Source organism: Algoriphagus locisalis, assembly GCF_900116615.1.
Taxonomy (GTDB): domain Bacteria; phylum Bacteroidota; class Bacteroidia; order Cytophagales; family Cyclobacteriaceae; genus Algoriphagus; species Algoriphagus locisalis.
Genome location: NZ_FPBF01000004.1, coordinates 334,393 through 360,426 on the forward strand (window position 1 = coordinate 334,393; position 26,034 = coordinate 360,426).

A 26,034-nucleotide genomic window follows, 5' to 3' on the forward strand; every position below is an offset into this window, starting at 1 on the left:
ATTATATAAATAAGCTGGGTTGATCTGGATTAGCAGTCAATCCAGTAACATTACAATCCTTCAATAAACAAGCCAAGGCTCCCTCTTGTGTACGAAATCTGTCAGTGCCTTTTGCAAATCCATCTGCTTTGCCAGTCTCATCTAGATAGCGTCGTGAGGAAGTATGAATATGCGGAACATAACCGATACGCTCTTTTTCTAATTTATTAGGATGATCGTGACTGGGGCCGTTATACCTCACTAATGTAAATGCCTCTCCACTAGGAAGGATATATGACAAACCGCAAGAAAAAGCATCCTCCATGCCCGGCTTATAATTTTGTCTCAAATAAAGGTTAAAGCGATTTCCTTCATCATCTGACACAATATAAGTAACCCGCTCGTTTCCTGAATCGGTCTTTTTTCTAGCTTTTGGATTCTCAACCCGTTTAGGAGTTTTCAGTAAATGCTGAATCAACTCATCTGTAATAATTTCTAGTCCCATAAACAAAAATTTTTTCAATAGGAATTCCCCTTAAAAATATACTCGTTTCCTTTTTAAAGGAAATGCTTAATCCTCACACTTACAACATTTTCTTTTAAAAGCAAAAAAGCCTGCTTAAAAAAAAATTCCAAGCAGGCTTTTCAATAAAAATTAAATTCTTCTTAAGGTTCCAATGCCGCAACACCTGGAAGCACTTTGCCTTCCATATGCTCTAGCAATGCTCCTCCGCCTGTGGAAACGAATGAAACATCTTCTCCATAGCCAAACTTATTAACCGCAGCAGCAGAGTCGCCTCCACCGATTAGGGAGTAAGCACCAGCTTTGGTCGCCGCTACTACTGCTTCGGCAACAGCCTTTGTTCCTTTGTCAAATGATTCCATTTCGAACACACCCATTGGGCCATTCCAAAGGATAGTCCTAGAGTTAGCGATTACTTCAGAGAACAACTCACGCGTTTTTGGTCCGATATCCAAGCCCATCCAGCCATCAGGAATTTCTCCTTTGTTAGCCATTCCTTGCTCAGCATCATTTGCAAAAGCCTTAGAAATAACTGTATCTACAGGAAGGATGAGGTTAACACCTTTTGCTTTGGCAGTTTCCATCAGCTCAAGGACGAAATCCATTTTATCAGCCTCCAGTAATGAGTCGCCAATAGTTCCACCTTGTGCTTTGGCAAAAGTATAGGACATACCTCCACCGATGATCAAATTATCAACTTTGTTCAGCAGTTGCTCGATGATCAAAATCTTATCAGCGATTTTCGCTCCACCCATAATTGCTGTATAAGGTCTCTCAGGATTTCCAAGCACTTTATCTGCGTTTTCAAGCTCAGAAAGCATCAAGTATCCGCAAACTTTATCATTGAAAAACTGTGCAATCACTGCCGTAGAAGCGTGCGCTCTGTGAGCCGTGCCGAATGCATCATTCACATATACATCACCCAGTTTGGAAAGCTTCTCAGCAAAGTCCTTATCGCCTTTTTCCTCTTCCTTGTGGAAGCGAAGGTTTTCAAGCAGCAAAACTTCTCCTGGTTTCAAGCCTTCAGCAAGCACCTCTGTTTCACGCCCAATACAGTCAGGAGCAAATTTTACTGGTCTTTCCAATGCTTTCTCTAAAGCAACTACGATGTTTTTTAGAGAGAATTTATCCTCAGGTCCAGACTTTGGTCTGCCCAAGTGGGACATTAAGATTACTGATCCGCCATCTTTCAAAATCTTGTTGATCGTCGGAAGTGCGGCCTGAATTCTTGTGTCGTCAGTTACGTTCAATTTATCGTCCAAAGGCACATTGAAATCCACTCTCACGAGCGCTTTCTTGCCTTCAAAACTGAGGTTATCTACATTTTTGATTCTAGAGTTCATAGTAAGGTTAATAGCTTTTGATTAATTAAATAGATAAAAATCAGGTGTGAATTTATCAAAGATTACGGCAAAAATCGACTTTCGACTGTGATCAATTTGCTAAGAAGTACAGGAATGGAAATTTATCCTTTCGTAGCAGCCCGCTTTAAGCGATCATTTATTGCTTTACCGAGCCCTTCTTCAGGCATTAGTTCTGCTAAAATCACGGCTGCATTTGACTGATCCAAGGCTCTCATTGCTGAAAAAAGATGTGTTGCTGCCTCTTTCAAATCAGCATTTACACTCAGAGCGATTTGCTTTTCAGCAGGTAAACTTGAAAATGTTTGCGAAAGCGAAAGCACAGCATAATTAACTCCACGACTTTGGTATGCTGAAATCAAATCATTCAAGTCGCCCAAAATAAAAGGTTTGGTCGGTGCATAATGGCTTTCCAGCAATCCTGGAGCTTGGGGATTGGATGAGCTATGGCTTTTGACTTTCACTTCTCCAACTAGAGATTCTATTTCCGAGATCTCTAAACCACCCAATCGGTAAACTACGATTTCGTCACCTTCCATGCCTACAATCGTGCTCTCCAGTCCTACTTTGCATTTCCCCCCGTCCAGAATGTAAGAAATCTTTTCTCCCAACTGAGCATCCACGTGCTGAGGAGAAGTGGGACTGATGTATCCAAAAGGGTTTGCGCTGGGTGCTGCTAAAGGAAAATCAAGTTGACTTAGTAGTTCTAAAGTCAGCCGGTGATCAGGAACACGAACGGCCACCCTGTCCAAACCAGAAGTCACTATATCAGGAATCTTGTTTTTTCTGGGAAGAAGCAAAGTCAAAGGACCAGGCCAAAAATGCTCGGCTAGCCTTCGAAGTGGCTTAGGTATCTCGCTCACATAGTTTTCCGCTATTAAAAGCGAAGGAACATGTATAATCAAGGGATCAAAACTAGGACGGTTTTTTGTCTCAAAAATCAATGCAACGGCCACAGGATTCAGCGCATTTCCAGCCAAACCATACACAGTTTCAGTTGAAATAGCAACCAATTCACCTGCATCCAGAATTCTTTTCGCCTGCGATATGTCCTGCCCTATCACTGCCATTTTACTCGCAGAAATCGTCTATCCAAGTTTTTGCTTCTGTGTAACCCAGCTGAAGAGCCATCTTCAGATCTGCGCAGCCCTCTTCTTTTTCAGACTCGCCTAAGGCAGACATTCTTGTCACACCAAGCAAGTAATAAGCGGCACCATTATTACCATCCAAATTGACTGCGTCAGTCAAGGCTTTCATGGCATTACCTGGATCATTATTTCCTAAAAGCGCTTTTCCACGATTAAAGTGAACCAGCGCTTGATTTGGTTCTACCTGAAGTGCTTGGTCAAAATCCAGCAATGCATCTTCGTATTCTTCCATGCCAAGCAATGCCAGGCCACGGTTGTAGTAAATATCGGTTTGAGAAGGGTCGAGCAGGGTCGCCATATTGTAGTCAGAAACGGCATTTTTGAAATTCTCCAATTTCAAATTGGCATTCCCTCTATTGAACCAAGCTTTGTAACTAGCCGAGTCAGCTTCTATAGACGCAGTGAATACAGGCACCGCTTCTTCATATTTTTCCTCTTGGAATAATGCAGCTCCTTTGGCGTTCAACGCCAATGCATTGTCTGGATTGATCTCCAGCGCACGATCAAAAAGCGAGATAGCTCCCTGCCAGTTTTGGGCATCCATTTGTAGGATTCCCTCTTGTACCAATTCTTCTTCACTTGGGCTGCAGCCCAACAATCCTGCACTAAGCAAGGCAATTATCCAAAGTTTTTTCACAGCTTAAATTTTGCGCAAAGATAAGGATTGCGGCTTTGTTATCAGGATTTGGGCTGAAGTTTTGCCCTATAGTTTTCCGGAAGCGGCATGGGCTTCATGGTATTCATATCTACCGAGACGAGTATGCATTTACTTTTTGCGAAGGTGAACTGCGCTCCAGATTTGGTTTCTCCCACCAAATACTGCTCTAAATCAAAAGAAGAATTCCCTATTCTACTGCATTTCACCAAAGCTTTGATCGTATCATCTATGTGAATCGGCCTGAAATAATCCATTTCTATTCGGCCAACTACACAGCCTATTTTCATCACATCCCACTGACAAACCTGATCTAGGAATACAGCTCTAGCATGCTCGAAATAATTGAAATAGATCCCATTATTGACATGCATATAACCGTCAATATCCGAGAATCTGATCTGAATCGGTAGGAAAAAATCTATCTCTCGCTCCAACTGAGCGGGGTCAGGAACATTCATTACAAAAGGATTTCGGATTTACTGGTTTTCTCCAGCATTCTTAAAATGGAAGGATTATATCCAATCACATCCTGAACGGAGTCAAAAGCAACCCAAGCTAAGGAAATGCTCTCGTCACTTTTAACCAACGGCTCATAAAGATCCGCTTCCAAAATGTATCGCACATCGTAATGAAAATGCTCCGGTACATGTGGACGCTGAGGAATAATGTGCTTATCCAAGTCAAAAATTGTTTTATCAACAAATTCTAAACTCTTCAATCCACTTTCCTCTTCAGCTTCTTTCATAGCAACTTCCAGCAAATCCTCATTTCCATCTGCATGTCCACCCAACTGAAGCCATCTGCCAAGTTTTCGGTGAAGGGTAAGCAATGTATGGGTACGTTTGCGATTCACTATCCAGGCAGAAGCTGTAAAATGACCTTCCAATCGCTCACGATCATATGCAATCGGATCTTCGGTCAAATCCAAAAAGTCCTGAATAAACCCAGCCTCTTCCTCATAAGGTGTCCGATATCTTCCTAGTTGCTCTCTTAAGTTAATTCTGTCCATCATTGGTTACTTCAAATAAGTGATCAAGAAATTGATCGAAAGGTTCTGGATCCTGGTATAGCCTATCCGAATAAAACGTCGCTAATACCTTGAGGTAATTGGGCTGGTTGTTTACGGTGATTTTCTCTATAGCAATATTGCCAAATAACTGAGAAATCAACTCATTCTCGCCAAGTGCTTTGAGCGGAGGTTTGAAATAATACTTGTCGGTGATTTTCACCTGCTCGTTTATTTCTTCCATTTTCCTATCCAAACTCACTTGCCTATATCCCAAAGCTAGAACTCGCTGCGCAAAAGCCAAGAAAAGCAGTGAAAATGTCTGCTCATCCAAGGGATCATCATAGGTAATCGCAAAACCTCTGGCGTACTTAGAATCCAGAATATGAATTTGTGGACGCTCTTCGATTTGGATAGTTTTGAAATGGTATGACTTGGCAATCTTAGCAATCAACTCCTTGCCTTCATTCGAGTTGATCCATTTTCGTGCATCTTCTATCTCCAACTCCTTATGCACAATATTTTCCTTATGTGTCATCGGAGTTTTTTCCGAAGGCTTAAATACTTTGTTGAATAAATCGTCGAGAAAATTACTCATGAGTTGAAATTGCGTAGTTGCCAGACGTCAGTTGTGTAATATATCCCTGATCCTGCAAAATGCGCAATACACGAAGGTTTTTTTGCGATGCTGGCAGCCGAATACTTTCAAATATCTGCTTCTCTGTCAACTCGCCAGTACTGCTTAAAGTTTCGAGAATCTTGTTTTTTAGCTTGTTTTCAGCCTTTTTCGGGTCATTTGCTTTGCGATTTGCGATGCAAACATCACATACTCCGCATTCTTGATCGGTGCTTTCTCCAAAATATTCCTGAATGAATTGGGTTCGGCAAAGCTCATTTTGCTGACCATATGTCACCATACTTTTGGCCTTTTCCAAAGTCAAGGCACGTCTAAGTTCTATCCTTTTAAAATTAAGAGGCAGTTTCCCAGCGTCATATCGTGGCGTCAAAAAGGTGATCTGAGGCTTATCCTTTCGCTGATCATAGACCATCACTTCCAGTTGTTCCAGCTGCTTCAGTGACTTGATGACTTCACTTTCGTAAATATTCAGAGACTTGGCAAGCTTAGCTTCCTGGATTTTGATGTATTCGGAAAAGACATTGCCTCCATACGTTCGCATGATGATTTTCACCAGAGGATCCAGCTTTGCATAAGCAATCTGAATCTCATAAAGGCGAGATGGATCAACTGTGAAATGAATCTTGGAAGGAGAATAATAGCTTTCGCTAAGCCCGATGAAACCTTCCTCTTCCAGAAGTTTTAGTGCATAGAAAGTCTCCAGTACACCCAATTCATAGGTATTGGCAAATTCATTCCATTCAAAATCAAAGCTGCTCAGCATATTACTTCCTACAGCTATTCGGTAATAATTTGCCAGACACTGGTACACTCGCTTTACAAAATCTATTGGTGGATATACCAATTCAGCTCGCTTTAAAACCGTTTCAAAATCCTGATTATTAGCCAGCAAAACTCCATAGGCTTTTTCTCCATCTCTTCCTCCACGACCTGCTTCTTGATAGTAGTTCTCCACGTTTTCGGGCAAATCACTGTGAATCACGACACGCACGTCCGCCTTGTCGATCCCCATCCCAAATGCGTTTGTGCTCACCATCACCCGAACTTCATTTTTCATCCAGGCATCCTGTCGCTGAGCCCTGTCCTGCATGGACAATCCTGCATGATAAGCAGAAGCCGAAATCCCAAGCTGCCCGAGAGCCTTGGCTATTTGATGGGTTCCTTGCCGATTTCTAACATACCAGATGGCTGAACCTTCTATTCGCTTAAGTATTTCCAGTCCCTTCTCAAGTTTGTTTTCTACCAAACGCACAGAGTAACTGAGATTTTTCCTTGCAAAACTCTGGTGAAACTCTCCAGCCTTTTTCATCTCCAGCTTCTCCATGATATCCGCACAAACCTGCGGAGTAGCTGAAGCTGTTAGCGCCAAAACCGGGACTTTCGGATGATAAGGCCGCATCAAAGCTATCTCCAAATATGGCGGGCGGAAATCATAGCCCCATTGGGAAATACAATGTGCTTCATCCACTGCAATCAAATTGACATTCATTTGGCGAAACCGTTCCACAAAAAGCTCGGCTTTCAACCGCTCGGGAGAAACGTACAGGAATTTATAGTCCCCATAGATGCAGTTGTCCAGTGTACGATCGATCTCCCGGTAACTCATCCCCGAATAAATGGCAGCAGCTTTAATTCCTTTGGATTTAAGCGCGTCCACCTGATCCTTCATCAGCGCAATCAGCGGACTCACCACCAGGCAAATCCCTTCTTGAGTCAAAGCTGGAATTTGATAGCAAAGCGACTTTCCTCCGCCAGTAGGCAAAAGCGCAAGCGTATCCTTTCCAGCCAGAACTGACTCGATAATTTCTTTCTGGACTGGCCGAAAATCAGCGTGTCCAAATACTTGATGAAGGATTTCTGTTGCCCTATTCAGCATTTACCAGTCTGGCGAAGTTTTAGTTAAGAACGCAGCAATTCCCTTTTTGCAATCTTTATGGGCTCTGGCTTTGGCGTTCGTTTCTGCCGCCAGATCCAGAGATTTACTTCTGCTTTCTTGGTTTAGCTCGCGCAAAAGTGTCTTGGTTTTCCCCATGGAAAAAGAAGAATTCTGGGTAATCAGTTTGGTCGCGAATTCCATCACATATTTTTCTAAAAACTCCGAGGGTTCTACTCCGGTGATCAACCCCAATTCTGCAGCTTTGCTGGCAGAAATAAACTCCCCGGAAAGCAATAATTCCTGGGTTTTGGCAGCACCAATCTGCTCCTGCAAGAAGACGGAAACTAAGGCTGGAACAAAGCCGATCCTCACTTCAGTATATCCGAAAAGTGCATCGGGCACAGCAAACGCAAAATCACAAACCGTGGCTAAGCCACAACCTCCAGCCAATGCATGGCCTTGAATTTCTGCGATCACGATTTTAGGCAGGCAATAAATCAGATCAAACAATGCCATCAACTTACGGCTATCTTCCAGGTTCTCTTCGTAAGAAAAATCCTGTAGCTGCTGCAAATAGGCCAGATCTGCTCCCGCGCAAAAAGCTTTTCCTGTAGATCGAAGCACAATGATTTTTACTTCCTCATTAGCATTCATCTCCATAAAAGCCTGATGTAATCCTGCAATCAGCTCAGGGCTAAGTGCATTCCGCTTTTCAGGTCTATTCAACCTGATGTATCCAATTCTATTGTTGATCTCTGTGAGTACAGCGCTCATTTGTCTTGCAATTTGGGTTTGGGATCAAGTTACTTTCAATAGCAGGCATTGCAAAATCAATCTCAGAAAAGTATGCGGTATGCTATGGAATCAATCAACAAAGAATCTGAAATTGGCAACGCTCTCCAATTACCTTCTGACCAAAAATTGATGGAATTCGGAGCAGCTGAAAATCTTAGTTTTTCTTCCTTAGGAAATAACTTAAACTCTGCCTCCAAAAATTCTAATCCACCTGTTGAATCCTGAATTCCAGACATACTTTTAGAAATCTGAGGCCAATGATTCTTTACCCGGTTTGGATCTACTGAATAGCTTATTTCCCCTTCTTCAATTCCTTGATTCCAGGAATACACATCTCCAGAAATTGAAAAATCGAACAACTGAGATTTCTTACCCTGATAAATGATCAGCTCTTTAGAAGGAACTTTCAACTCTTGGTAAAGTTGTGTTCCAGCCCAGACAAAAAGGAGAAACAATCCCATCCAAGTCAATTTCCTTTTGGAGCCATATTCCCAGCTGGCAATGATCAGCAACATTCCCCAAACCAATATCATCCCCGGGAAATCCATCGTGAGCCTATCCATTTTTCCGCCGGGAATGAGTCTAATAGCCTCAGCAATCCAATTTTGTAACCAGATCAACCAACTCAGAACCAAACCCAGCCCATCTCCCAAAAAAGGAATCCATCCAAAAATCATCAAAGGAACTCCAACTTGCATTATCAAAAAAGCTAGCGGAAGAATCAACAGATTGCCTAGCAAGAAATAGGTGGGAAAAACATGGAAATAGTACAGAGACAATGGAAAAGTCACTAGCTGGGCAGCTAGACTAACCGACGTGAGTTGCCAGATATATTCCAAAACTTTATACCTCGGCAACCACAAATTCAGGATCAAAGGCTGAATAATCACAATGCCCAACACCGCCAAATAAGATAACTGAAAGCCAACTTCATAGATCACGTCCGGATTAATGGTAATCATCAAGATCGCCGAGAATGCCAAAATATTGTAAATCGATGGTCTGCGCTCCCGCATCTGGCCAAAGGTGAGCAAGGAAAACATCGTAGCCGCCCGAACCACTGAAGGCGATAATCCGGTAAGAAAAGCGTAAAGCCAGATGATTAGAATGACGAAAAGAAGATAAATTCTGGCCTTGTCTTTCTTCAACTTCAGTGGCTTCAGTATCAAAATAAACAGCGCGTAAATAATCCCAACATGAAGACCTGAAACTGCCAAAATATGCATGACTCCCGCTTGGGTGTATGCCTCACGGATTGTCGGATCAAGTTCCTTTTTCTGTCCAAGAAGCAATGCAAGCGCAATTTGTGAGGAATTCGGATCCGGGATTTTTGTTTTCAGCATTTCTCCAATTGTATGCCTGAGATGGACCAAAAAATAACCAAAACCACTATTCCCAACTGAATCAATCACCAGAAAATCCTTTCCCAAAAACTGCCGATAATAAATCCCCTGCCTAGCCAAATATTGCCTGTAATCAAACTCATGTGGATTTTTCGGTCTTTCTATTCCTTCAGGTTTTTTCTTCACCAAGAGAATTTGTCCTGGGACTAGAGGATTATCACTTCGATGATAGATTAATACTTTTCCTTGGGAATTCTGCCATCCACCATTGATCTGCACAGATTTCACTTCCAGCAGATTCTCAAAGGAGTTAGGCTTTTGCTGGTCGTACATAGTGACCTCAGCCAGATATGACTCAGCATTGGAAATGGATGGGCTGAATTCAGAATGCACTTGCTTATTCTGAACCAGTAATGCTCCAAAAGCAATCAGTGCCAGGTAAGCCAAAGGACTAGGATTAAAAGCAATTCTACTTTTTAACTGAATAGAAATGACTATCAAATAGGCTAACCATAGCAAGCCGAGAAGAAGTGACAGAGATTCTAAACCTGGTGACCACCCCGTTTGACCCCAGAAGATCCCCGCTAAAATAAAGGGCAAATACCTCAAAAATGGAAAATCAGCAAATCTCATCTTCTAAAAAATTAAAGACTTAATTTACTTCATTTTTTTGAAAAATTGCAGGAGCAGGTGGTTTAAAAATCAAGTTTCAATACAAGAATCCGGTTACCTGCACGAAGGTGCTTTGAATTAATTCTAGAGGTTCAAATTTGGTAATTCCCCCTTTCTTAAAGGGGGCTATGGGGGTTTTCAAGCTAGAAACAAACTTAATTCTAGTAAGTGCATTCAGACGAATACACCTAACTTTCAAATTCAGTAGCCCACAACCTTTGCATACTTTATGTCTTTTCTGCTAAAATCTTTCCACCATAAAGTAACAAAGTGCATAAAGCTTTGGGATGAGAATAAAGTCCGTGAGTGGAGACATTTACGGCAGCACGAAAAACTCCCCGATCTCTGCGATTAATTTTTTGACATAAAAAAAGAGCCCAAAAAGGGCTCTCAATAGTACTTTCGTTGTAATTGGATTATTAAAATCTGTATCCTAAGTTAAAACCAGCGTTGAACTCTATTCCGCTAAAACGATCTGTCACATCATCGCTGAAGTTTCTTCCAATACTTGCAAACGGACCAAAAGCAAAATTTTGTGACAATTCCCACTTATATCCAGCACCTGCACCTAAGATAAACGCTGTCATATCTGTGGTTTTCACGCCAGTTCCTTCAGGCTCTTCGAAGTCTCCAAAACGCAATTTGGCTAGCGGGAATAAGAAAAACCTTCCTTTGCCATCGTCCCCAAAATAAAAATTCATGGATGCCTGAACCGAATTGGTTTTATATTTTTTCCCGTTTTTCTCATTGTTAAAACCAAAACGATCATTGATAAAAGCCTTAAATTCTATGGATGAATCATCTGTCAAGTAACGCTCATAGCCTGCTTCCAAGGAACCAAACCAAATTAGAGTAAGAAAGTTAACGTGTATTTCATTTGAAAAACCGCCATTACTTGGGGTCGAACCGCTGCTGCTTGAGATCACGTCCTGTGAATATCCCGACACTACCAATGTCAGAATAAAGGCTAGGGTAAAAATTGATTTTTTCATAGTTCTATAATTAGTTGGCTTATCTGTGGCAATACTCAGGCCAATTGCATTTTATAATGATTTATATTACACTCTTCAAATATATCTCCTACTTTTTTAAATCCAAATTTTGAATAGAGCGGAACCGCAGAAAGCTGGGAATGAAGGTATTTAATAAGCCCTTCAGTTTCAGGAGTTGAATTAATATCCTTCAAAACTATAGCAACTAAAGCCTGCCCGACACCTTTGCCCCGGGCTGCCTCCAGCACTGCAAATCGTTCTAATTTCACACCATTTGGGGTGATTCTCCATCGAGCTGTTCCCACAGGTTTTTCATCCAAACAGGCCAGAAAATGTGCTGAGCTACTTTCATGCTCATCGTATTCAGCATTAGGATCTACTCCTTGCTCCTGCACAAAAACCTGAGTCCGAATCCAGAACGCGGATTTCAGCTGCTCGTCACTGGTTATTTTTTCTACTTGCAGACTCATCTTTTTCCAGTTCTTTTTTATAATGGTCTTTTTCATAAGCCTCTATGATTGACTTCACCAATCGATGTCTGATCACATCTTTACCACTCAAATTCACAACCCCGATTCCTTTCACATCTTTCAGGATTTTTAGTGCCTCAGCTAAGCCGCTTTTTTGCCTTACCGGCAAATCCACCTGTGTCTGATCTCCTGTAATAATCACTTTAGAGTTAGGTCCCATACGGGTTAAAAACATCTTGATTTGTTCATTGGTGGTGTTCTGCGCTTCATCCAGCAGGACGAAAGCATCATGCAGCGTCCTTCCGCGCATATAGGCCAAGGGAGCAATTTCTATCACACGGGTTTCCTGATAATATTTCAGTTTTTCTGGGGGAACCATATCCTGAAGCGCGTCATAAATCGGCCTCAAATAAGGATCCAGCTTTTCCTGAAGATCGCCAGGTAAAAACCCTAGATTTTCCCCTGCTTCCACGGCAGGTCTGGTGATGATGATTCGCTTAACCTCTCTGTTTTTCAAAGCTCGAACAGCCAGCGCAACAGCTATGTAAGTTTTACCTGTACCGGCGGGCCCGAGTGCAAAAACCAGATCATTCTCCATCGCCGACTGAACCAACTTTCTCTGATTGGCTGATTTTGGCTTGATTACTAGGCCTTTGTTTCCAAAAACAATTACCTGGTCCCGGTTGGCTTCTTCGAAAGGAACTCCTTCCACATCCAAGTAATCTTTTACATTTTCTGGCGTGATATGACCAAAGCGATCCACATGTTCCAATAATAAATTGAGAACATCGTTAATTCTCAGAATCTCAGGCGCTCCACCTTGAATTCTGATTTCATTACCTCGGGAAATAATTTTACTTTGGGGAAAGGCAGCGGCAATTTGCCGGATATTCTCATTGGCTTCGCCTAAGAATTCTGCCAAGGGAACATTTTCTAACGTGATTACTTTTTCGACCAAACTGTTATTATTGATTAGATTATCCTTGAAGGTAGAAGAATAAAAATCCTATTTTTGTTCCAATCCCTCCTAAACAAAAGTACATAAATTTTAATTGACTTGCTTCTATGGCATTGGTGACATTCCTCTCAGATTTTGGGGACAAAGATTACTACGTACCGGCAGTAAAAGCTAAAATGCTTGCCGTAAATCCACAGTTAAACATCATCGATATTTCTCATAATATCCAGACATTTGATATAGCTCACGCGGCGTTTGTTCTGCGCTCTACTTTCAGGGATTTCCCAAAAGGAACAGTGCATCTTGTATCCCTAAACACCACGGGAAGCATCACCCATGGTTACATTGGCGTCAAGCTGGAAGAACATATTTTTGTAGGGCCAAATAATGGCATCCTGAGCCTTCTTGCCGATCATGAGCCTGGCATAATGGTTCAATTTGCTGACATACATCTAAAAGATTCTACCTTTCCGACAAAAGATATTTTGGCACCCATCGCTGCGAAAGTTGCCAGCGGGGCAGCAATTCATGATTTCGGTGGACCTCTGCAAAACTTCCGCAAACTCATGTCCCGCCATCCAAAAGCTACCAGGGAAAGCATCACCGGACATGTCCTACGTGTGGATCGCTATGGCAACCTTATCACAAATATCAACAAGGAAGTTTTTGACAAGTTGAACCCAGGCAAATTCACTATAGATTTTGGCAGAGAGTCTGTCAGTAAATTGCATAAGGGCTACGATCAAGTAGAGCCGGGAGATTGCTTTGCGTTTTTCAACAGCCTCGATTTGCTAGAGATAGGAATCAACCATGGTCATGGCGGCGAATTGCTGGGATTGAAATATGACAGTGTGGTCTATGTAACTTTCCATCCCTGATGTTGATTCGCATTGTGAGGATGACTTTCAAGCCAGAAAGAGTGTCTGATTTCCTGGAAAACTTCCACTCAAATAAGAAATCTATACGGAATTTCCCCGGTTGTCATCACTTAGAACTGTGGCAGGATGAAAATGATGCAACTATTTTTCTGACGCACAGCCACTGGGAAAGCGAAGACCACTTGAATCAATACCGTGACTCTGAGCTTTTTAAAGGAGTATGGAGTTTTACGAAAAGCCTTTTCTCGGAAAAACCCATAGCATTTAGCTCAAAAAAGATTGAAGAAGTAGAAAAATGAGTTTGTAGAAAAAAGAATCTTTCCTCATATTTGCATCCCGTTACGCAAGTGACGGAGCCAAGTCAGGTGTAAGGCCAGACTTACCGAATGCCCAGATGGCGGAATCGGTAGACGCGTTGGTCTCAAACACCAATGCCGCAAGGCGTGCCGGTTCGACTCCGGCTCTGGGTACGAAAGCTCTTTCTGAAAAGGAAGGGCTTTTTCTTTTTCACGTACTCAAGCTTTCAAGGGCTTTTCAAAGATTATTTTGATTGGAGTGCAGTTCCCTTTTAAAATAGAGTTTTAGACTCCATCCAACATCACCATCAGGTTTCTTCTTCTTTTGTATTCAACCTTGAGCATAGCTACTATTCGTTTAGCCTTTTCGGCATCCACTTTCCGAAGATATTGCAGTGAATTGACAATAGATTCATAGTGCTGATTTCCCGTATATGCCAGTTCTTTATCGATTAATTGAGTGAAATATAGGGATGCATCTTGCGGGTATTTCTTAAAATAAGCCGTAAAAAATTTATGGATCGAATGCTCATCCAGTGTTTTGCTTTTCATCACCATCCCGTGAGCTTCATCAATCCGATTCAACCCAATCAAATATTTCAAATACAAATAGTGGCTGACTGATTCTAAAACAGCCTCGAACTCAGACTTATTTTCTGGCAGAAACGCTATAGCTCTTATAAGTAGCGTGTGGGTTCTGTATGCTTTTAGTCCAGAGATAAGATCTTCTTTGATTGGGAGACCTTCCTGCTTTTTCAGTTCAATTAATTTGACAAATAAAGATTCTGAAAAAGACATAGGATTTGGGTTAGACTCCCTCAACTCTTCCAAAAAACGGATCGCTTCCAGAGGTTTTTCTACCTGAACCATTGTGTCTGCCAATTCCAAGCTAAGCCCTCTATCCAAATGATAAATATGAGTCAGCACATGTTCCTTTTCCTGAATATCAAAAGTGTGTCTCAGAAATTCGTAATAAGCAGGTCGAAAAGGTGTATCCTCTATTCCTACCTTTTCAAGAAAAAGAGATTTCAGCCTTGGAATATCAGTTTCATTGTAAATTAAATTGAGTTCATCCTTATAGCTGTAAAAAGTATCATAGCTAAAAGACTCTAACTCTCGCTCCATTTTTTGGATAAATTCAATTTTCTGCTGAAAAGGAAGACTTGCAGCGTATTGCTGGATAATTTCCAAGAAACTACTGCCATTATAGATATCATCGTAATAGCTATTATAAAGAAGCCCTTCGTCTTGAATGTTGTTTATTCTTTTGAGACAATGAAGAAAAAGCTCACCCGTTTCTTGAGGAAATTTGTTCCAAAACGCAGAAAGTTTTTCAGCATTTCCCGTGATTGAGGCTTCAAAATCAGAAGGTTCATAGAGCAACTCTTCATCATCAAAGAGCCTATTGATCTTATCTGAGATTTTCCCAAAAACCTTTTTCGAACTCCCATCATCCAAATGAAGATGCATGATTTGCTCTCGATACGTTTCCGGTGCAAACTTCAAAACTAAAGCCACTAACTGGTCTTTTGAAAGGCTTTTAATGTAAGTTGAAAAATCAAATTGAGACATATAGAAATTAGGAAGATGGTTCTAGTATAAATGAAATAAGCCCGACTTGGATACTTGGTAAAGTAGAAAAATTAAAAAGCTGTGGGCAAGGGTTTTTAAAGGAAACTATTAACTATTGGAGTGTTTTTAAGCAATCAATTCTAGAATTCACTACTTCCCCACTTTCTGTTCATTTTTTAATAATTAATAAAAACCATGTAATTTGAAAACTTAACTTTCAAATTACATGGTTTTTTGTTTATTTTTATGCAATTTGAAACTCAAATACAAAGAAGATGGTCACAAGGATATTAGAAGGTAAGCTGATCGACAGTTTGAAAAACATGCCGGTTGTAGTTATTCTAGGTCCAAGACAAGTAGGTAAAACTACCTTGGCTTTAGATCTGGCAAGGACTACACTGGACAAGCCCATCCATTATTTGGACTTGGAGCTAAATTCTGATTTGGCGAAACTCGATGATGCAGAAAGCTATTTAAGACGCTATGAAAATCAGCTTTTGGTGATCGACGAGGTGCAACGGAAACCAGAACTCTTTCCAGTGATTCGGGCATTGGTGGATTTGCGTAAGCGAAATGGAGAACGTGCTGGTCATTTTCTTTTGTTGGGCTCTGCCTCACGAGATCTTTTGCAACAATCTTCTGAATCTCTTGCAGGAAGAATTCGGTACTTGGAACTGAATCCATTTTCTGCCATGGAACTTCATCTTAACGATCCTTTGGGATTTAACGTGGAAAAGCTTTGGTTTCGTGGTGGTTTCCCGGATAGCTATCTCGCAGAATCCGAAACCCAGAGTCAAGACTGGCGCAGGGACTTTATCTCCACATATGTAGAAAAGGACATTCCGCTCTTTGGCCCCCAAGTTCCGGCCACTCGGATGAAGCGCTTCTGGTCTATGTTGGCTCATTACCACGGGCAGCAGGCTGTGCTGACTGAGATTGCCAAAAGTCTGGAAGTAAGCCACACCACTGCGAGAAACTACCTGGATATACTTCAGGATTTCTTCATGGTGAGACAAGTTCATCCGTGGTCCGGCAATACCAAAAAGCGACTGGTAAAGACCCCAAAAGTATATATTCGAGACACCGGCCTATTGCATAGTTTGCTAAACATCGCCTCATTCGATCAGCTGCTAGGACATCCGGCAGTTGGAGCGAGTTGGGAGGGATTTGTTATGGAAAACATCCTTAATCAGCTTCCTGCAAATTGGACAGCCAGCTACTATCGCTCTAGCAATCAAGCAGAGATAGACTTGGTACTAGAATTTGGATCAAACGAAGTCTGGGGAATAGAAATCAAAAAATCCAGTGCTCCGACAATCAGATCAGGTTTTCACAGAGCCTGTGAGGACATAGGCGCAACCAAAAAATTTGTGGTTTATTCAGGTGCAGACAGGTTCCCAATGCGAGGTGATATTGAAGTAGTTGGGTTGATTGAATTTCTGGGGATGATCGCTAAGGCAGAATGATAGTAGTCCCTAGACCTTCCTACTCTACTCTAAATACTCTTCCAAAGTTCAAAACTTTGGAAGAGTTATCAAACCAGGCAATTCCTTTCAAGGATTATGATACTCACTTTTCAAGCAAGGACAATATTCACCTAATTCACACCCATCAGAATTCCCTGTACAAAAGTCAAAGCAATAAAACCCATGCTTAAAAATCATTACCGGTCCCACTAAAATATCCATGAGCAGCTCATAGCGCCTTTGTTGCGGAAGATCATCCGGAAATGCCACCTGCAAATTCCAAGTATTCATCATCGCTACAAAAGCCGTTGTAACTTGTGTCAATTGCTCTTCAGAGAGTTGGTCTTTGGGTGGAAAGCTCTCCCGCTTTAGACCGCAGTAGCCTTCAAATCCAGCACGTTTCTCCTGACTAACAAACATTTCAGATTCGCGAAGAGATTCTTCCAAGTCTTCTTCTTCAGTGTTCTTTCTGGATTTACTAAAAAAATCATCCGGACGATGAGCTGCTGCGATATCTTCTAGGAGGTGGTTGATGTATGCTTGCATCTATTTGAAATGTTTAAGTATGACTATCCAACTTGACTATTCTTTACTTTTGTTCGCAACCGAACATTTTTGCCCGAAATCTTAACTCGACAAAAGGAAAATAGTGAATCAGCAAGTCTTTAACAATCATTATTTTGGCACGAAAGTAGAAACCAACTAATCCCTCTCAACTAAAGCCAAAATAAAATGTGGAAAAACTACCTTCTAGTTGCTTATCGGAATCTTTTAAAGCATAAAGTTTTTAGCGCCATTAATTTATTTGGCCTTGCATTGGGAATGACAGCATCCCTGATCATCTTTCAATACGTACGGTTTGAGTTTAGCTACGACCGCTTTCACGAGAAATCAGACCGCATCTATCGTGTTCAGCATGACCGCTATATTGATGGTGAACTCCAATACCAAAAAGCTCAATCATTTATCCCTACTGGCGAAGCCATGATGAATGAGTATTCTGAAGTTGAAGATTACACAACTATGTTCAGGATTAGCAATGAATCAGACATAGTCATGACTCACTTGGCAGATAATGGTGAAATGCTTCGATTCCCCGAAAAGGAAGTTTACCACGTGAAAGGAAAATTCTTTGAAGTCTTTTCCTGTATCCGTCCGATAAAGCCCATATTGATATAGGAATCCTGAATATATAATGTTGCAGGATGAAAAAGATAAACAACGAAGTGTATTTCTCCCTGTTCTGCAAGTGGCAGGAATCCGGTCAGAGCAAGGCCACCTTTGCCGCAGCAGCAGGCATCCCAAAGCAAACCTTCTATTATTGGTGTAAGAAGTTTGAGACCGATTCGGTCAGTTCAACTTCTCCTTCCCCTTTTTCGATTATTCCGATGGATCATATCGCAGCAAGTCCAGTAGCCAGAATCAATTATCCATCCGGAATCTGTGTGGAACTGTTTGGGGCAGTAGATGTGGCAACTGTCCGTGAGCTGGTGGGCTGATGCTGGCCCTATCAAGCTCAGTGAGGTACTTCATGTACCATGAACCGACAGACATGCGTTTTGGGATCAACTCGCTTTCCGGGCGTGTGCGTAACAAACTTGGTTTTGATCCGATGAACGGGGACGTATTTGTTTTCCTAGGGAAGCGCTCCAACCAGATTCGCTTTCTGCAATGGGACCGGGACGGTTTTGCCATGTACATCAAAAAGCTTGAACAGGGTACTTTCGAGCGCCCTGCACTGTCTGGAAACGCGGTCACAAGCGGTCAGTTGAACCTGCTTTTACAGGGGGTAAAGCTGGTTTCGGTGAGCTACAGAAAGCGCTATAACCCCTTAAAAAGAGGGTGAAAATAGTCCGTTTATTTTAGGCAAAAAGTGGCTTTAAATACTGTTTTAGCCACTTTTTTGGCGTATATTCAGGTCATGGAAAACAAGGAGACGGACTACAAAAAGCTGTATGAAGAGACCTTGTTGGTGCTGTCCGAAAAAGAAGGGATCCTTGCTGAAAAAGACCATGTGATCGCCGATCTGGGCTTCGAGCTGGATAAACTCCGTAGGTATATTTTTGGGTTTAAGAGCGAGAAACGCAACGGCAGTGCCGGTGACAACCAGATGGGTCTGTTTGAACTCGGTGTCACCCAGTCGGTACAGGAAGAGCTGTCCTGCGCGGTGGAGCAGCAGAAACCCGCACCGAAGAAACGGGCCAAGGGGACCGGCCGTATGAGCCTGCCTGAAGAACTGACCAGGGAAGAGATCATTATAGAGCCGTCTGAGTCCACCGAAGGCTGCACAAAGATCGGGGAAGAAGTGACCGAGGTATTGGAAATCGAGCCTGCTTTTTTCTATGTAAAACGGTATGTGCGTCCAAAGTACGCCAGACCAAATGGCGAAGGCATTCTGATCGGTATGCTTCCTGACCGGGTAATCGAAAAGGGTATCCCTTCCGAATCGGTCGTTGCACAGCTCACTGTTGACAAATACGTGTATGGGATGCCGCTGCACCGGCAGATCGACAAATACAGTAAAATGGGAGTCCGGATCCCCGCTTCCAGCGCATCAGACTGGCTGATGCGGGGATGGGAGCAGCTCAGTCCACTCTGGGAGTTGCTCCGCCTGGTCGTCTTCTCCCATAAATATCTCCAGGCGGATGAAAGCCCCCTAAAGGTGCTGGACAGGGACCGTAAAAATGGGATCCATAAAGGATACATGTGGTTATACCATGCCCCTGTGGACAGGCTTGTCCTGTTTGACTACCGAAAGGGACGGGATAGTTCCGGCCCCAAAGAAATGCTTGCCGGATTTAAGGGGATTCTCCAGACGGACGGATACATTGTCTATGATTCACTGTATGCGGACCATCCGGATATCCTGTTGACATTCTGTATGGCTCATGCAAGACGCTATTTTGTCAATGCGGTCAAAGATGATGAGAAGCAGGCCAACTATGTCCTGGATGAAATGCAGTTGCTGTATGCACTGGAGAAGCGGATGAGGGAGCAGGAACTGGGCTGGGAGCAACGGACAGCCGAAAGAAAGGAACACGCACGTCCTGTCCTGGACAGGCTGGAGAAATGGCTGAAGGAAAACCAATACAAGTACAGACCCGACAGTCCGATGGGAAAAGCCATCGACTATACCCTGCCAAGATGGGCGGGACTGAGTGCCTATGAGCTCCATGGACAGATGGAGATTGACTCAAATCTGATAGAAAATGCAGTGAGACCCCTGGCTATCGGTCGAAAAAATTTCCTCTTCGCAGGATCCCATGAGGCAGCCGAGATGGCAGCAGGGATGTATTCCTTTATGGCCAGCTGCAAAAAGAACAACATCAATGAGTTTGAATGGCTGAAGGATGTCTTGGAAAGAATCCAGAGCATTAAACAAAAAGACCTGCACCAACTTCTTCCCTCAAACTGGAAACAATATAGGCCTAAACCGATTCTTTGAATTTCCTAGCCCAAATACTATGGGTTCCTCGGATGGATACCTTTTCCTTTCCTATCATAGAAGGGAATTCAGAAATCAAACAGTTGGAGCCAAAGACTGCGATGATCTCTCAATCTACTGCCAAGAAGTACTTTGGAAATGAGTCAGCAATCGGAAAGATCATCAGTCATAATTATGCAGAAAACTATAAGGTTGTCGGTGTGTTTAAGGATATTCCTGAGAATTCTCACATGAAAATTGATTTCCTTTTTGCTTGGCAGGAAGTGACGAGTCAATCGGATGGTGGTGATAATGAAAACTGGAGGTGGGATGGTTTTTACACCTACTTACTTTTGACCCCTGATGCCGATTTAGCAGCATTGAAATCAAAGTTCCCGGCATTTGTCGAGAAATATATTGCTGGCGAAGAAAACAACAACATCAATTCAGCTTTCTCACTTCAGCCACTAACCTCAATCCATTTAAACTCCAATTTACTGGCTGAAGTTGACGCTAACAATGAATTGAAAATCGTTTATACACTATTGACTATCGCTATTTTTGTAATGCTGATAGCATGGATCAACTTCATCAATTTATCAATTTCCCGTTCTCTGGAAAGATCTAAAGAAGTTGGAGTAAGAAAAGTGATTGGTTCTGGAAGATCCCAGCTTATCAAACAGTTTTTAACCGAATCCTTGGTCATGAACCTGCTGGCTTTTTCTCTTTCTTGCATTTTCTTGTATTTGTTAGCACCTTATGTTTCTTCATTTATTGGGGGACAATCGGCACTTTCTATTTTCTCCAATCCTAGATTTATACTTGGAACTGCGCTCGCAATTATAATAGGAAGTGCATTGGCTGGATTATACCCAGCATTTATTACATCATCCATTAAACCTATTCTTGCACTAAAGGGAAACCATTCGATCCAATCTAAGGGATCATTTCTAAGTCTGAAACATAGTTTGGTGGTATTTCAATTTGTGATATCTATTGCTTTGATCGCAGCTTCTACTGTCGTTTACAGACAACTAAGTTTAATGAAAAACAGCAGTCTTGGAATAGATATAGAAAGCACAATTGTAGTCAACACTCAAGCTACTTTTGGACCTCCAGGTTCGGACTCAGTTTTCACAAGAAGGCTTTCAACCTTTAGAGATAAACTGAGTGCAAATCAAAAAATAAAAGGAATTACAGCTTCGTATGATATACCTGGAAAAGAGCATCTGTCATTAATGCCTAATTTCAGACATTCCAAAAACCAAGAAGAGCTGGTGACGCTATATTTCACACGAATGGACTACGATTTTATCCCCACATTTGATGTTGAACTAATTGCAGGAAGAAATTTTATTCAAGGTTTAGACAATCAGTACTCGATAATATTAAACAAGGAAGCTGTTCAGGTTTTAGGATTTGAAAACCCAGAAGATGCCATAGGACAAGAAGTCAATTGGGGAAATAGGACACTTGCAAAAGCTGAAGTTGTAGGAGTTGTAGATTTTAGAGCAGTTTCCTATAAAGAAGCTAACTACCCAATCGGGTATACATCTACATTCTTTCCTTACAAATATGTCTCTGTCAAATTTGATAAAATCAACGGTACTAATGCAAAGGAACAAGTTGAACTGATTCAAGCGGCTTGGAACTCAGTGTTTCCTGACAAGCCATTTGAATTCTTCTTTCTAGATGACTTTTTCAACAGTCAATATCAAGCCGATCAGAAATTCGGGCTGCTCCTAGGAGCCTTTACTCTCCTTGCCTTAGTGGTAGCCGGTTTGGGACTTTACGGAATCACACTTCTGACGGTAACACAACGAATCAAGGAAGTGGGACTTAGAAAAATCATGGGAGCCTCTGTAAGTCAAATAATTGTTTTACTCTCTAGGCAATTCGTCTTTTTGGTCGTCATAGCTGGCGTATTCTCTATTCCGATTATTAAGTTTTCAATGGAAAAGTGGCTAGAAAACTATCCATACAGAATTGGAATTAACTGGTGGATATATCTGCTTCCTATTGCCCTGATATTAGCAATCACCTGCTTAACAGTTGGATTTCAAATAATTAAGGCTTCCATGATCAATCCATCTAAGTTGCTCAGATACGAATAGCCTAAAAAAATTAATGAACATATAATTCAGAGAGCATTGATTTGTGTACATCATCAAAGATGAAGAATTGGGAATCACTTAGAACAGGCATCTTTATTAATGGAAAAGACCCGCACTTCTGTGAGCCCTTCAAATTTTACATCTTTAATTTAATTCCTTATAAATTTTTGCCAGTTACCATCCTAAAACAATTAGAAGAATCCCAACTAATATAAGGCCGATTGCAAAGCCTTTATTTCTTATAACCCTATTGTACCAGGAAACTTCATTCTAAGATCTTAAAGACTGAAATAAATAATAAGCTCCTCCAAATAAGATACATACACCTATTATTGGAATCCAATTAATCCCGACCAGAATCATTATCCCTTGCCAAATAATAATTTGCCCACAAGCAATTATTGCCCAAATCCCCCACTTGTACTGAAGCTGAATATACCCTCCATGATACCACTTTTTGGTTTTTTTATCCCTTCTTTTTTCTAGCCATATGCCTAAACACAGAATTAGAAATCCACAATACAAATGAAAAACCCAATTTTCTATGCGCATTAATAATTAAGCCGATATCAAATAAATATACTGTACCCAGATGGAAACCTAACCATTTAAGTCCCCCTCAAAATCTCCATTGGAGGCTGGTTAATGATTTTCCTGCCATTTAGCCATCCCAAAACTATGGTCAAACTTGTGATCGCCAGATAAAGTATAGATGCTTCTAACCATGCTCCGCGAAATGGAATACTAAACACAAACTCACTCAAAAGCCAAGTCGCACCGAAGGATAATACAATCCCCGAAAGTGAAGCCAAGCTTCCCAAGAAGAAATATTCCAGTGTATTGATCTTACTGACGATGGCTGAACTTGCACCGAGCGTCCGCAGCAAAATACTCTCCCGCATCCGCTGATACTTACTGATGATCAGTGAACTGATTAGTACCAAAACTCCCGTAGCTATACTGAAAAAGGCCATAAACTGAATCACAAAGCTGATTTTACCCAGAATCTCCTCCAGAGTCGCTACTATAGTCCCCAAGTTGATGATGGAAATATTAGGAAACTGACGTACAATCTCAGCCTGCACATCTCCTGCCTCTCGGTCATTCTTGGTTTTGGTGATCAGCACATGGAACTTCGGCGCCTGATCCAATACTCCATCTGGGAATAGCACCAGAAAATTCGTGGAAACTTGGTTAAATTTCACATCCCGAAAACTACCTACAAATGTCTGAATCGGACGGCCCTGCACATTAAACTCAATCTGATCGCCTATTTTCAGCCCATTGCCTTCTGCAAATCCTTTTTCAAAACTCACAAAAATACTATCTCCCCTGGCTCCCACCGGAATGAGTTCTCCTGAAGTCAGCGTCTCTGATGAAATCAATGAGTCACGATAAGTCACCCGAAACTCACGATTGTAAATCCATCGGGAATAATCCTCCTCATCCGGCAATTCTTCATTGGCCTGCTTGTCTATGCCATTGATGGCATTCAGATTCATAGTCACAATCGGAACCTGCTGCATTATCGGCAGATCCCGGGAGAGTATTTTAGCCTTGACCTCCTCCAGTTGAGCCGTTTGTATATCAAACATCAGCATGTTGGGCTGGTCTTCTTTATCGGCAAATCTCGCTTCTTCCAGCAGTTGATTTTGGAGAAAAAAGAGGGTGGAAATCATAGCTGTCCCCAGGCCAATCGTCGCAATCAAGGACACGGTCTGGTTATTTGGCCGGTAAAGGTTAGCCAAAGACTGTCTCAACGTGTAGGTGAATGATATCGGCAAGAACTTTCTAACAGCCCAAATGATCGCCTGGGCTACTGTCCAGAGAATGCCGAAGGCAAAAACCACAAATCCAGTAAATCCAAATGCAAAATCAACTCTATCTAGCAAGTAAAAACTAAATCCCCAAATAAATGCCAGAATGCCTAAGATCACCAGCCATCGAAGTGGATCCTTCAACAAACTGGTATCTGCAGTTTCAGGCCTCAAGGTAGCCATGGGTGACACATTCCTCACCTTCAGCAGTGGCAAAAGCGCAAATAACACCGATACAAACAATCCCGTGATCACTCCAAAGCCTACAGAAAGCCAAGAAATCCCAAAGGAGACTTCCACCGGAAGGAAATCCGCAAAAACCGCTGGCAAGACAAATTGCAATAACGTACCCAGAAAAGCTCCTAGCACTGCTCCCACCATCCCCATGATCATGATCTCGACTAGATAGATCAACAGCACATCTCTGGAAGAAACCCCAAGGCATCGCAAGACGGCCACGGAACCCAATTTTTCCTTTACAAACACATTCACTGCACTAGCCACGCCCACACAGCCAAGCAGCAATGCGATAAATGCCACCAAGCTCAGGAAGTTGGACATATTAGCAAATGAACGGCCTGTGGAGCGTTTTTGATCCTCCACAGTGTCTGCATCCACGCGGTCAACCTCCCACTGATCTTCAAACGGCTTGATCAATTCATCTACATTTGTATTTGGAGCAAACTGATAATACCGGTTGTAATTCACCCGGCTACCGTACTGTACCAGGCCAGTTTCTTCCAAATATTCCATAGGAATATATACCGCAGGGGCTACAGTCGCTGTAATTCCGGTTTGCCCTGGCACAGCTTGAAGCTCGCCTACCACCGAAAACTCTACATTCCCTACTTTAATTACATCACCTACTTCGGCGTTAAATTGTGCTAAAAGTGCTTTTTCTACCAAAGCTTTTTTCCCTCCACTTCTGAAATCAGCATCACCGGCTACCGGTATAGTCTCCAACATTCCGTAAAAAGGGAAAGCCCCTTCCAACGCTCGCACTTGTGTCAGGCGACTGGCGCCAGTAGCTGGATAAGCCACCATGGAAGCAAAATTCACCTCAGAAGCTATCTCTACAGCCAAAGAATCTATGGGCTGATCTCCCAAGGCCTGATTATTTTCCAGCACCAAATCCGCCCCCAAAAGCTCCTTGGCCTGACTATCAATGTCTTTGGTGAGATTTTCTCCAAAACTACTGATTGCCACCAGTGCGGCTATTCCGACTACAATACTGCTGACGAAGAGCAAAAGTCTTGAGATATTTTTCCGGAAATCCCGGAAAGCCATCTTCATTATCCATCCAAAATCAGGCATGTGCTTCTTCTTGTATTTTACCGCCTTTGATATGAATGATGCGCTGAGTTTTGGCTGCAAGCTCCAAGTCGTGGGTCACCAAAACGAGTGTGGTACCCTGCTCTTTGTTCAGGTCAAAAATCAATTTTTCGATCATTTCTCCAGTCTCTGTATCCAGATTCCCAGTTGGTTCATCTGCGAAAAGGATTTTGGGTTCGTTTGCAAAAGCTCTTGCAATCGATACACGCTGCTGTTCGCCACCAGAAAGCTGGGTGGGATAATGTGTGGCACGATTGCCCAAACCTACTTTTTCGAGTAACTCCTGTGCTTTTGCGCGGGCATCTTTCCTTTTTTTCAACTCAAGTGGAACCATCACATTTTCCAAGGCAGTCAGGGTAGGAAGCAACTGGAAATTTTGAAAAATAAAACCTACGTGCTGATTACGCACCGCAGCTCTTTGATCCTCGTCCATGGTTTGTAAATTGGCGCCGTTCAGGCTCACCATGCCTGTACTGGCAGAATCCAAGCCGGCACACAGCCCAAGTAAGGTGGTTTTCCCACTACCAGACGGACCTACGATGGAGATGATTTCCCCTGCTTTGATATCAAAATTAACTTCATCTAATACGGTAAGCTTCCGACTACCGCTCTGATAAACCTTACTAAGGTTTGAGACTGATAAAATATTCATGTGTTGAACTAAGATGGGAAAATGAGGTGAATTAAAGCTTAACGGCAAAGCCTCTGGATAGTTTT

At 42.2% G+C, this 26,034-nt stretch carries 25 protein-coding genes and 1 tRNA gene; 9 read left to right on the forward strand and 17 right to left on the reverse strand.

What is annotated here, in order from left to right; genetic code table 11:
• Position 1: 1 nt before the first annotated feature.
• From BM386_RS13660 to BM386_RS13720, 13 genes are all read right to left on the reverse strand, one after another.
• Entirely contained in the window at positions 2-484 is a 483-nt protein-coding gene (locus BM386_RS13660) for a hypothetical protein (protein ID WP_091695257.1), read from the reverse strand.
• Between the two features lie 161 nt (positions 485-645).
• Positions 646-1,845 (reverse strand): phosphoglycerate kinase, encoded by a 1,200-nt coding sequence (locus BM386_RS13665; RefSeq protein ID WP_091695260.1) that lies wholly within the window; start codon positions 1,843-1,845, stop codon positions 646-648.
• Positions 1,846-1,967: 122 nt separating this feature from the next.
• Positions 1,968-2,933, reverse strand: coding sequence for an L-threonylcarbamoyladenylate synthase (locus BM386_RS13670; RefSeq protein ID WP_091695263.1), 966 nt, complete (start codon positions 2,931-2,933; stop codon positions 1,968-1,970).
• Position 2,934: 1 nt separating this feature from the next.
• Positions 2,935-3,648, reverse strand: coding sequence for a tetratricopeptide repeat protein (locus BM386_RS13675; RefSeq protein ID WP_280141012.1), 714 nt, complete (start codon positions 3,646-3,648; stop codon positions 2,935-2,937).
• A 41-nt stretch (positions 3,649-3,689) separates the two neighbouring features.
• Complete coding sequence (locus BM386_RS13680) at positions 3,690-4,127, reverse strand: acyl-CoA thioesterase (protein ID WP_091695266.1); 438 nt, start codon at positions 4,125-4,127, stop codon at positions 3,690-3,692.
• Positions 4,127-4,678, reverse strand: coding sequence for an NUDIX hydrolase (locus BM386_RS13685; protein ID WP_091695268.1), 552 nt, complete (start codon positions 4,676-4,678; stop codon positions 4,127-4,129). The genes BM386_RS13680 and BM386_RS13685 overlap by 1 nt, the downstream gene beginning before the upstream one ends.
• Positions 4,665-5,273 (reverse strand): hypothetical protein, encoded by a 609-nt coding sequence (locus BM386_RS13690; protein WP_091695270.1) that lies wholly within the window; start codon positions 5,271-5,273, stop codon positions 4,665-4,667. The genes BM386_RS13685 and BM386_RS13690 overlap by 14 nt, the downstream gene beginning before the upstream one ends.
• A complete protein-coding gene (locus BM386_RS13695; protein ID WP_091695272.1) occupies positions 5,266-7,188 on the reverse strand; it encodes a RecQ family ATP-dependent DNA helicase in 1,923 nt (640 codons plus the stop codon). The genes BM386_RS13690 and BM386_RS13695 overlap by 8 nt, the downstream gene beginning before the upstream one ends.
• The gene (locus BM386_RS13700) at positions 7,189-7,962 is read right to left on the reverse strand and encodes an enoyl-CoA hydratase/isomerase family protein (RefSeq protein ID WP_091695275.1); all 774 of its coding nucleotides are present in this window, start codon (positions 7,960-7,962) and stop codon (positions 7,189-7,191) included.
• Between the two features lie 62 nt (positions 7,963-8,024).
• Complete coding sequence (locus BM386_RS13705; protein WP_091695277.1) at positions 8,025-9,959, reverse strand: ComEC/Rec2 family competence protein; 1,935 nt, start codon at positions 9,957-9,959, stop codon at positions 8,025-8,027.
• Positions 9,960-10,417: 458 nt separating this feature from the next.
• A complete protein-coding gene (locus BM386_RS13710; RefSeq protein WP_091695280.1) occupies positions 10,418-10,990 on the reverse strand; it encodes a DUF3575 domain-containing protein in 573 nt (190 codons plus the stop codon).
• A gap of 35 nt (positions 10,991-11,025) precedes the next feature.
• Positions 11,026-11,460, reverse strand: a complete 435-nt coding sequence (locus BM386_RS13715) for a GNAT family N-acetyltransferase (RefSeq protein WP_091695283.1) — start codon at positions 11,458-11,460, stop codon at positions 11,026-11,028.
• Positions 11,429-12,418 carry a PhoH family protein gene (locus BM386_RS13720; protein WP_091695286.1) on the reverse strand — a complete coding sequence of 330 codons (990 nt, stop codon included), beginning with the start codon at positions 12,416-12,418 and terminating at the stop codon, positions 11,429-11,431. The genes BM386_RS13715 and BM386_RS13720 overlap by 32 nt, the downstream gene beginning before the upstream one ends.
• 107 nt (positions 12,419-12,525) lie before the next feature.
• On the opposite strand from BM386_RS13720, the gene BM386_RS13725 reads away from it, so the two are divergent.
• The 3 genes from BM386_RS13725 to BM386_RS13735 all read left to right on the forward strand — a co-directional run bounded on the left by BM386_RS13725 (position 12,526) and on the right by BM386_RS13735 (position 13,766).
• Positions 12,526-13,296 (forward strand): SAM hydrolase/SAM-dependent halogenase family protein, encoded by a 771-nt coding sequence (locus tag BM386_RS13725; RefSeq protein WP_091695288.1) that lies wholly within the window; start codon positions 12,526-12,528, stop codon positions 13,294-13,296.
• The gene (locus BM386_RS13730; protein ID WP_091695291.1) at positions 13,296-13,595 is read left to right on the forward strand and encodes a putative quinol monooxygenase; all 300 of its coding nucleotides are present in this window, start codon (positions 13,296-13,298) and stop codon (positions 13,593-13,595) included. The genes BM386_RS13725 and BM386_RS13730 overlap by 1 nt, the downstream gene beginning before the upstream one ends.
• 89 nt (positions 13,596-13,684) lie before the next feature.
• Positions 13,685-13,766: transfer RNA gene (locus BM386_RS13735), tRNA-Leu, on the forward strand.
• 111 nt (positions 13,767-13,877) lie between these two features.
• On the opposite strand, the gene BM386_RS13740 is transcribed toward BM386_RS13735, so the two are convergent.
• Positions 13,878-15,164, reverse strand: coding sequence for a hypothetical protein (locus BM386_RS13740; RefSeq protein ID WP_091695294.1), 1,287 nt, complete (start codon positions 15,162-15,164; stop codon positions 13,878-13,880).
• Positions 15,165-15,439: 275 nt separating this feature from the next.
• Between BM386_RS13740 and BM386_RS13745 the strand changes: the two genes are divergently transcribed.
• Positions 15,440-16,630, forward strand: a complete 1,191-nt coding sequence (locus BM386_RS13745; protein ID WP_091695296.1) for an ATP-binding protein — start codon at positions 15,440-15,442, stop codon at positions 16,628-16,630.
• An 87-nt stretch (positions 16,631-16,717) separates the two neighbouring features.
• On the opposite strand, the gene BM386_RS13750 is transcribed toward BM386_RS13745, so the two are convergent.
• Entirely contained in the window at positions 16,718-17,176 is a 459-nt protein-coding gene (locus BM386_RS13750) for a hypothetical protein (protein ID WP_091695299.1), read from the reverse strand.
• A gap of 186 nt (positions 17,177-17,362) precedes the next feature.
• On the opposite strand from BM386_RS13750, the gene BM386_RS13755 reads away from it, so the two are divergent.
• The 5 genes from BM386_RS13755 to BM386_RS13775 all read left to right on the forward strand — a co-directional run bounded on the left by BM386_RS13755 (position 17,363) and on the right by BM386_RS13775 (position 22,168).
• Positions 17,363-17,809 carry an ABC transporter permease gene (locus BM386_RS13755; protein WP_139235915.1) on the forward strand — a complete coding sequence of 149 codons (447 nt, stop codon included), beginning with the start codon at positions 17,363-17,365 and terminating at the stop codon, positions 17,807-17,809.
• 26 nt (positions 17,810-17,835) lie between these two features.
• A complete protein-coding gene (gene tnpA / locus BM386_RS13760; RefSeq protein ID WP_091695304.1) occupies positions 17,836-18,129 on the forward strand; it encodes an IS66 family insertion sequence element accessory protein TnpA in 294 nt (97 codons plus the stop codon).
• 32 nt (positions 18,130-18,161) lie between these two features.
• Positions 18,162-18,476 (forward strand): IS66 family insertion sequence element accessory protein TnpB, encoded by a 315-nt coding sequence (gene tnpB / locus BM386_RS13765; RefSeq protein ID WP_170857099.1) that lies wholly within the window; start codon positions 18,162-18,164, stop codon positions 18,474-18,476.
• Between the two features lie 75 nt (positions 18,477-18,551).
• Positions 18,552-20,075, forward strand: a complete 1,524-nt coding sequence (tnpC, locus tag BM386_RS13770) for an IS66 family transposase (RefSeq protein WP_091695309.1) — start codon at positions 18,552-18,554, stop codon at positions 20,073-20,075.
• Positions 20,072-22,168: an ABC transporter permease gene (locus BM386_RS13775; protein WP_139235916.1), complete on the forward strand. Its 2,097-nt coding sequence runs from the start codon at positions 20,072-20,074 to the stop codon at positions 22,166-22,168. Before tnpC ends, BM386_RS13775 begins: the two co-directional genes overlap by 4 nt.
• 608 nt (positions 22,169-22,776) lie before the next feature.
• Here the strand turns inward: BM386_RS13775 and BM386_RS13785 are convergent.
• Together BM386_RS13785 and BM386_RS13790 are read right to left on the reverse strand one after the other, a co-directional pair.
• Positions 22,777-25,299, reverse strand: coding sequence for an ABC transporter permease (locus BM386_RS13785; protein ID WP_091695317.1), 2,523 nt, complete (start codon positions 25,297-25,299; stop codon positions 22,777-22,779).
• Entirely contained in the window at positions 25,292-25,969 is a 678-nt protein-coding gene (locus BM386_RS13790; RefSeq protein ID WP_091695320.1) for an ABC transporter ATP-binding protein, read from the reverse strand. The genes BM386_RS13785 and BM386_RS13790 overlap by 8 nt, the downstream gene beginning before the upstream one ends.
• Positions 25,970-26,034 lie beyond the last annotated feature (65 nt).

Excerpts from the sequence above, each read along its gene's own strand:
- tnpC (WP_091695309.1), top strand. The coding sequence starts at position 18,552 with ATGGAAAACAAGGAGACGGACTACAAAAAGCTGTATGAAGAGACCTTG.
- BM386_RS13730 (WP_091695291.1), top strand. The coding sequence starts at position 13,296 with ATGTTGATTCGCATTGTGAGGATGACTTTCAAGCCAGAAAGAGTGTCT.
- tnpA (WP_091695304.1), top strand. The coding sequence starts at position 17,836 with ATGAAAAAGATAAACAACGAAGTGTATTTCTCCCTGTTCTGCAAGTGG.
- BM386_RS13665 (WP_091695260.1), bottom strand. The coding sequence starts at position 1,845 with ATGAACTCTAGAATCAAAAATGTAGATAACCTCAGTTTTGAAGGCAAG.
- BM386_RS13755 (WP_139235915.1), top strand. The coding sequence starts at position 17,363 with ATGTGGAAAAACTACCTTCTAGTTGCTTATCGGAATCTTTTAAAGCAT.
- BM386_RS13710 (WP_091695280.1), bottom strand. The coding sequence starts at position 10,990 with ATGAAAAAATCAATTTTTACCCTAGCCTTTATTCTGACATTGGTAGTG.
- BM386_RS13700 (WP_091695275.1), bottom strand. The coding sequence starts at position 7,962 with ATGAGCGCTGTACTCACAGAGATCAACAATAGAATTGGATACATCAGG.
- BM386_RS13725 (WP_091695288.1), top strand. The coding sequence starts at position 12,526 with ATGGCATTGGTGACATTCCTCTCAGATTTTGGGGACAAAGATTACTAC.
- BM386_RS13740 (WP_091695294.1), bottom strand. The coding sequence starts at position 15,164 with ATGTCTCAATTTGATTTTTCAACTTACATTAAAAGCCTTTCAAAAGAC.
- BM386_RS13680 (WP_091695266.1), bottom strand. The coding sequence starts at position 4,127 with ATGAATGTTCCTGACCCCGCTCAGTTGGAGCGAGAGATAGATTTTTTC.
- BM386_RS13705 (WP_091695277.1), bottom strand. The coding sequence starts at position 9,959 with ATGAGATTTGCTGATTTTCCATTTTTGAGGTATTTGCCCTTTATTTTA.
- BM386_RS13785 (WP_091695317.1), bottom strand. The coding sequence starts at position 25,299 with ATGCCTGATTTTGGATGGATAATGAAGATGGCTTTCCGGGATTTCCGG.
- BM386_RS13660 (WP_091695257.1), bottom strand. The coding sequence starts at position 484 with ATGGGACTAGAAATTATTACAGATGAGTTGATTCAGCATTTACTGAAA.
- BM386_RS13790 (WP_091695320.1), bottom strand. The coding sequence starts at position 25,969 with ATGAATATTTTATCAGTCTCAAACCTTAGTAAGGTTTATCAGAGCGGT.
- BM386_RS13695 (WP_091695272.1), bottom strand. The coding sequence starts at position 7,188 with ATGCTGAATAGGGCAACAGAAATCCTTCATCAAGTATTTGGACACGCT.
- tnpB (WP_170857099.1), top strand. The coding sequence starts at position 18,162 with ATGTACCATGAACCGACAGACATGCGTTTTGGGATCAACTCGCTTTCC.
- BM386_RS13685 (WP_091695268.1), bottom strand. The coding sequence starts at position 4,678 with ATGGACAGAATTAACTTAAGAGAGCAACTAGGAAGATATCGGACACCT.
- BM386_RS13715 (WP_091695283.1), bottom strand. The coding sequence starts at position 11,460 with ATGAGTCTGCAAGTAGAAAAAATAACCAGTGACGAGCAGCTGAAATCC.
- BM386_RS13745 (WP_091695296.1), top strand. The coding sequence starts at position 15,440 with ATGGTCACAAGGATATTAGAAGGTAAGCTGATCGACAGTTTGAAAAAC.
- BM386_RS13670 (WP_091695263.1), bottom strand. The coding sequence starts at position 2,933 with ATGGCAGTGATAGGGCAGGACATATCGCAGGCGAAAAGAATTCTGGAT.
- BM386_RS13750 (WP_091695299.1), bottom strand. The coding sequence starts at position 17,176 with ATGCAAGCATACATCAACCACCTCCTAGAAGATATCGCAGCAGCTCAT.
- BM386_RS13690 (WP_091695270.1), bottom strand. The coding sequence starts at position 5,273 with ATGAGTAATTTTCTCGACGATTTATTCAACAAAGTATTTAAGCCTTCG.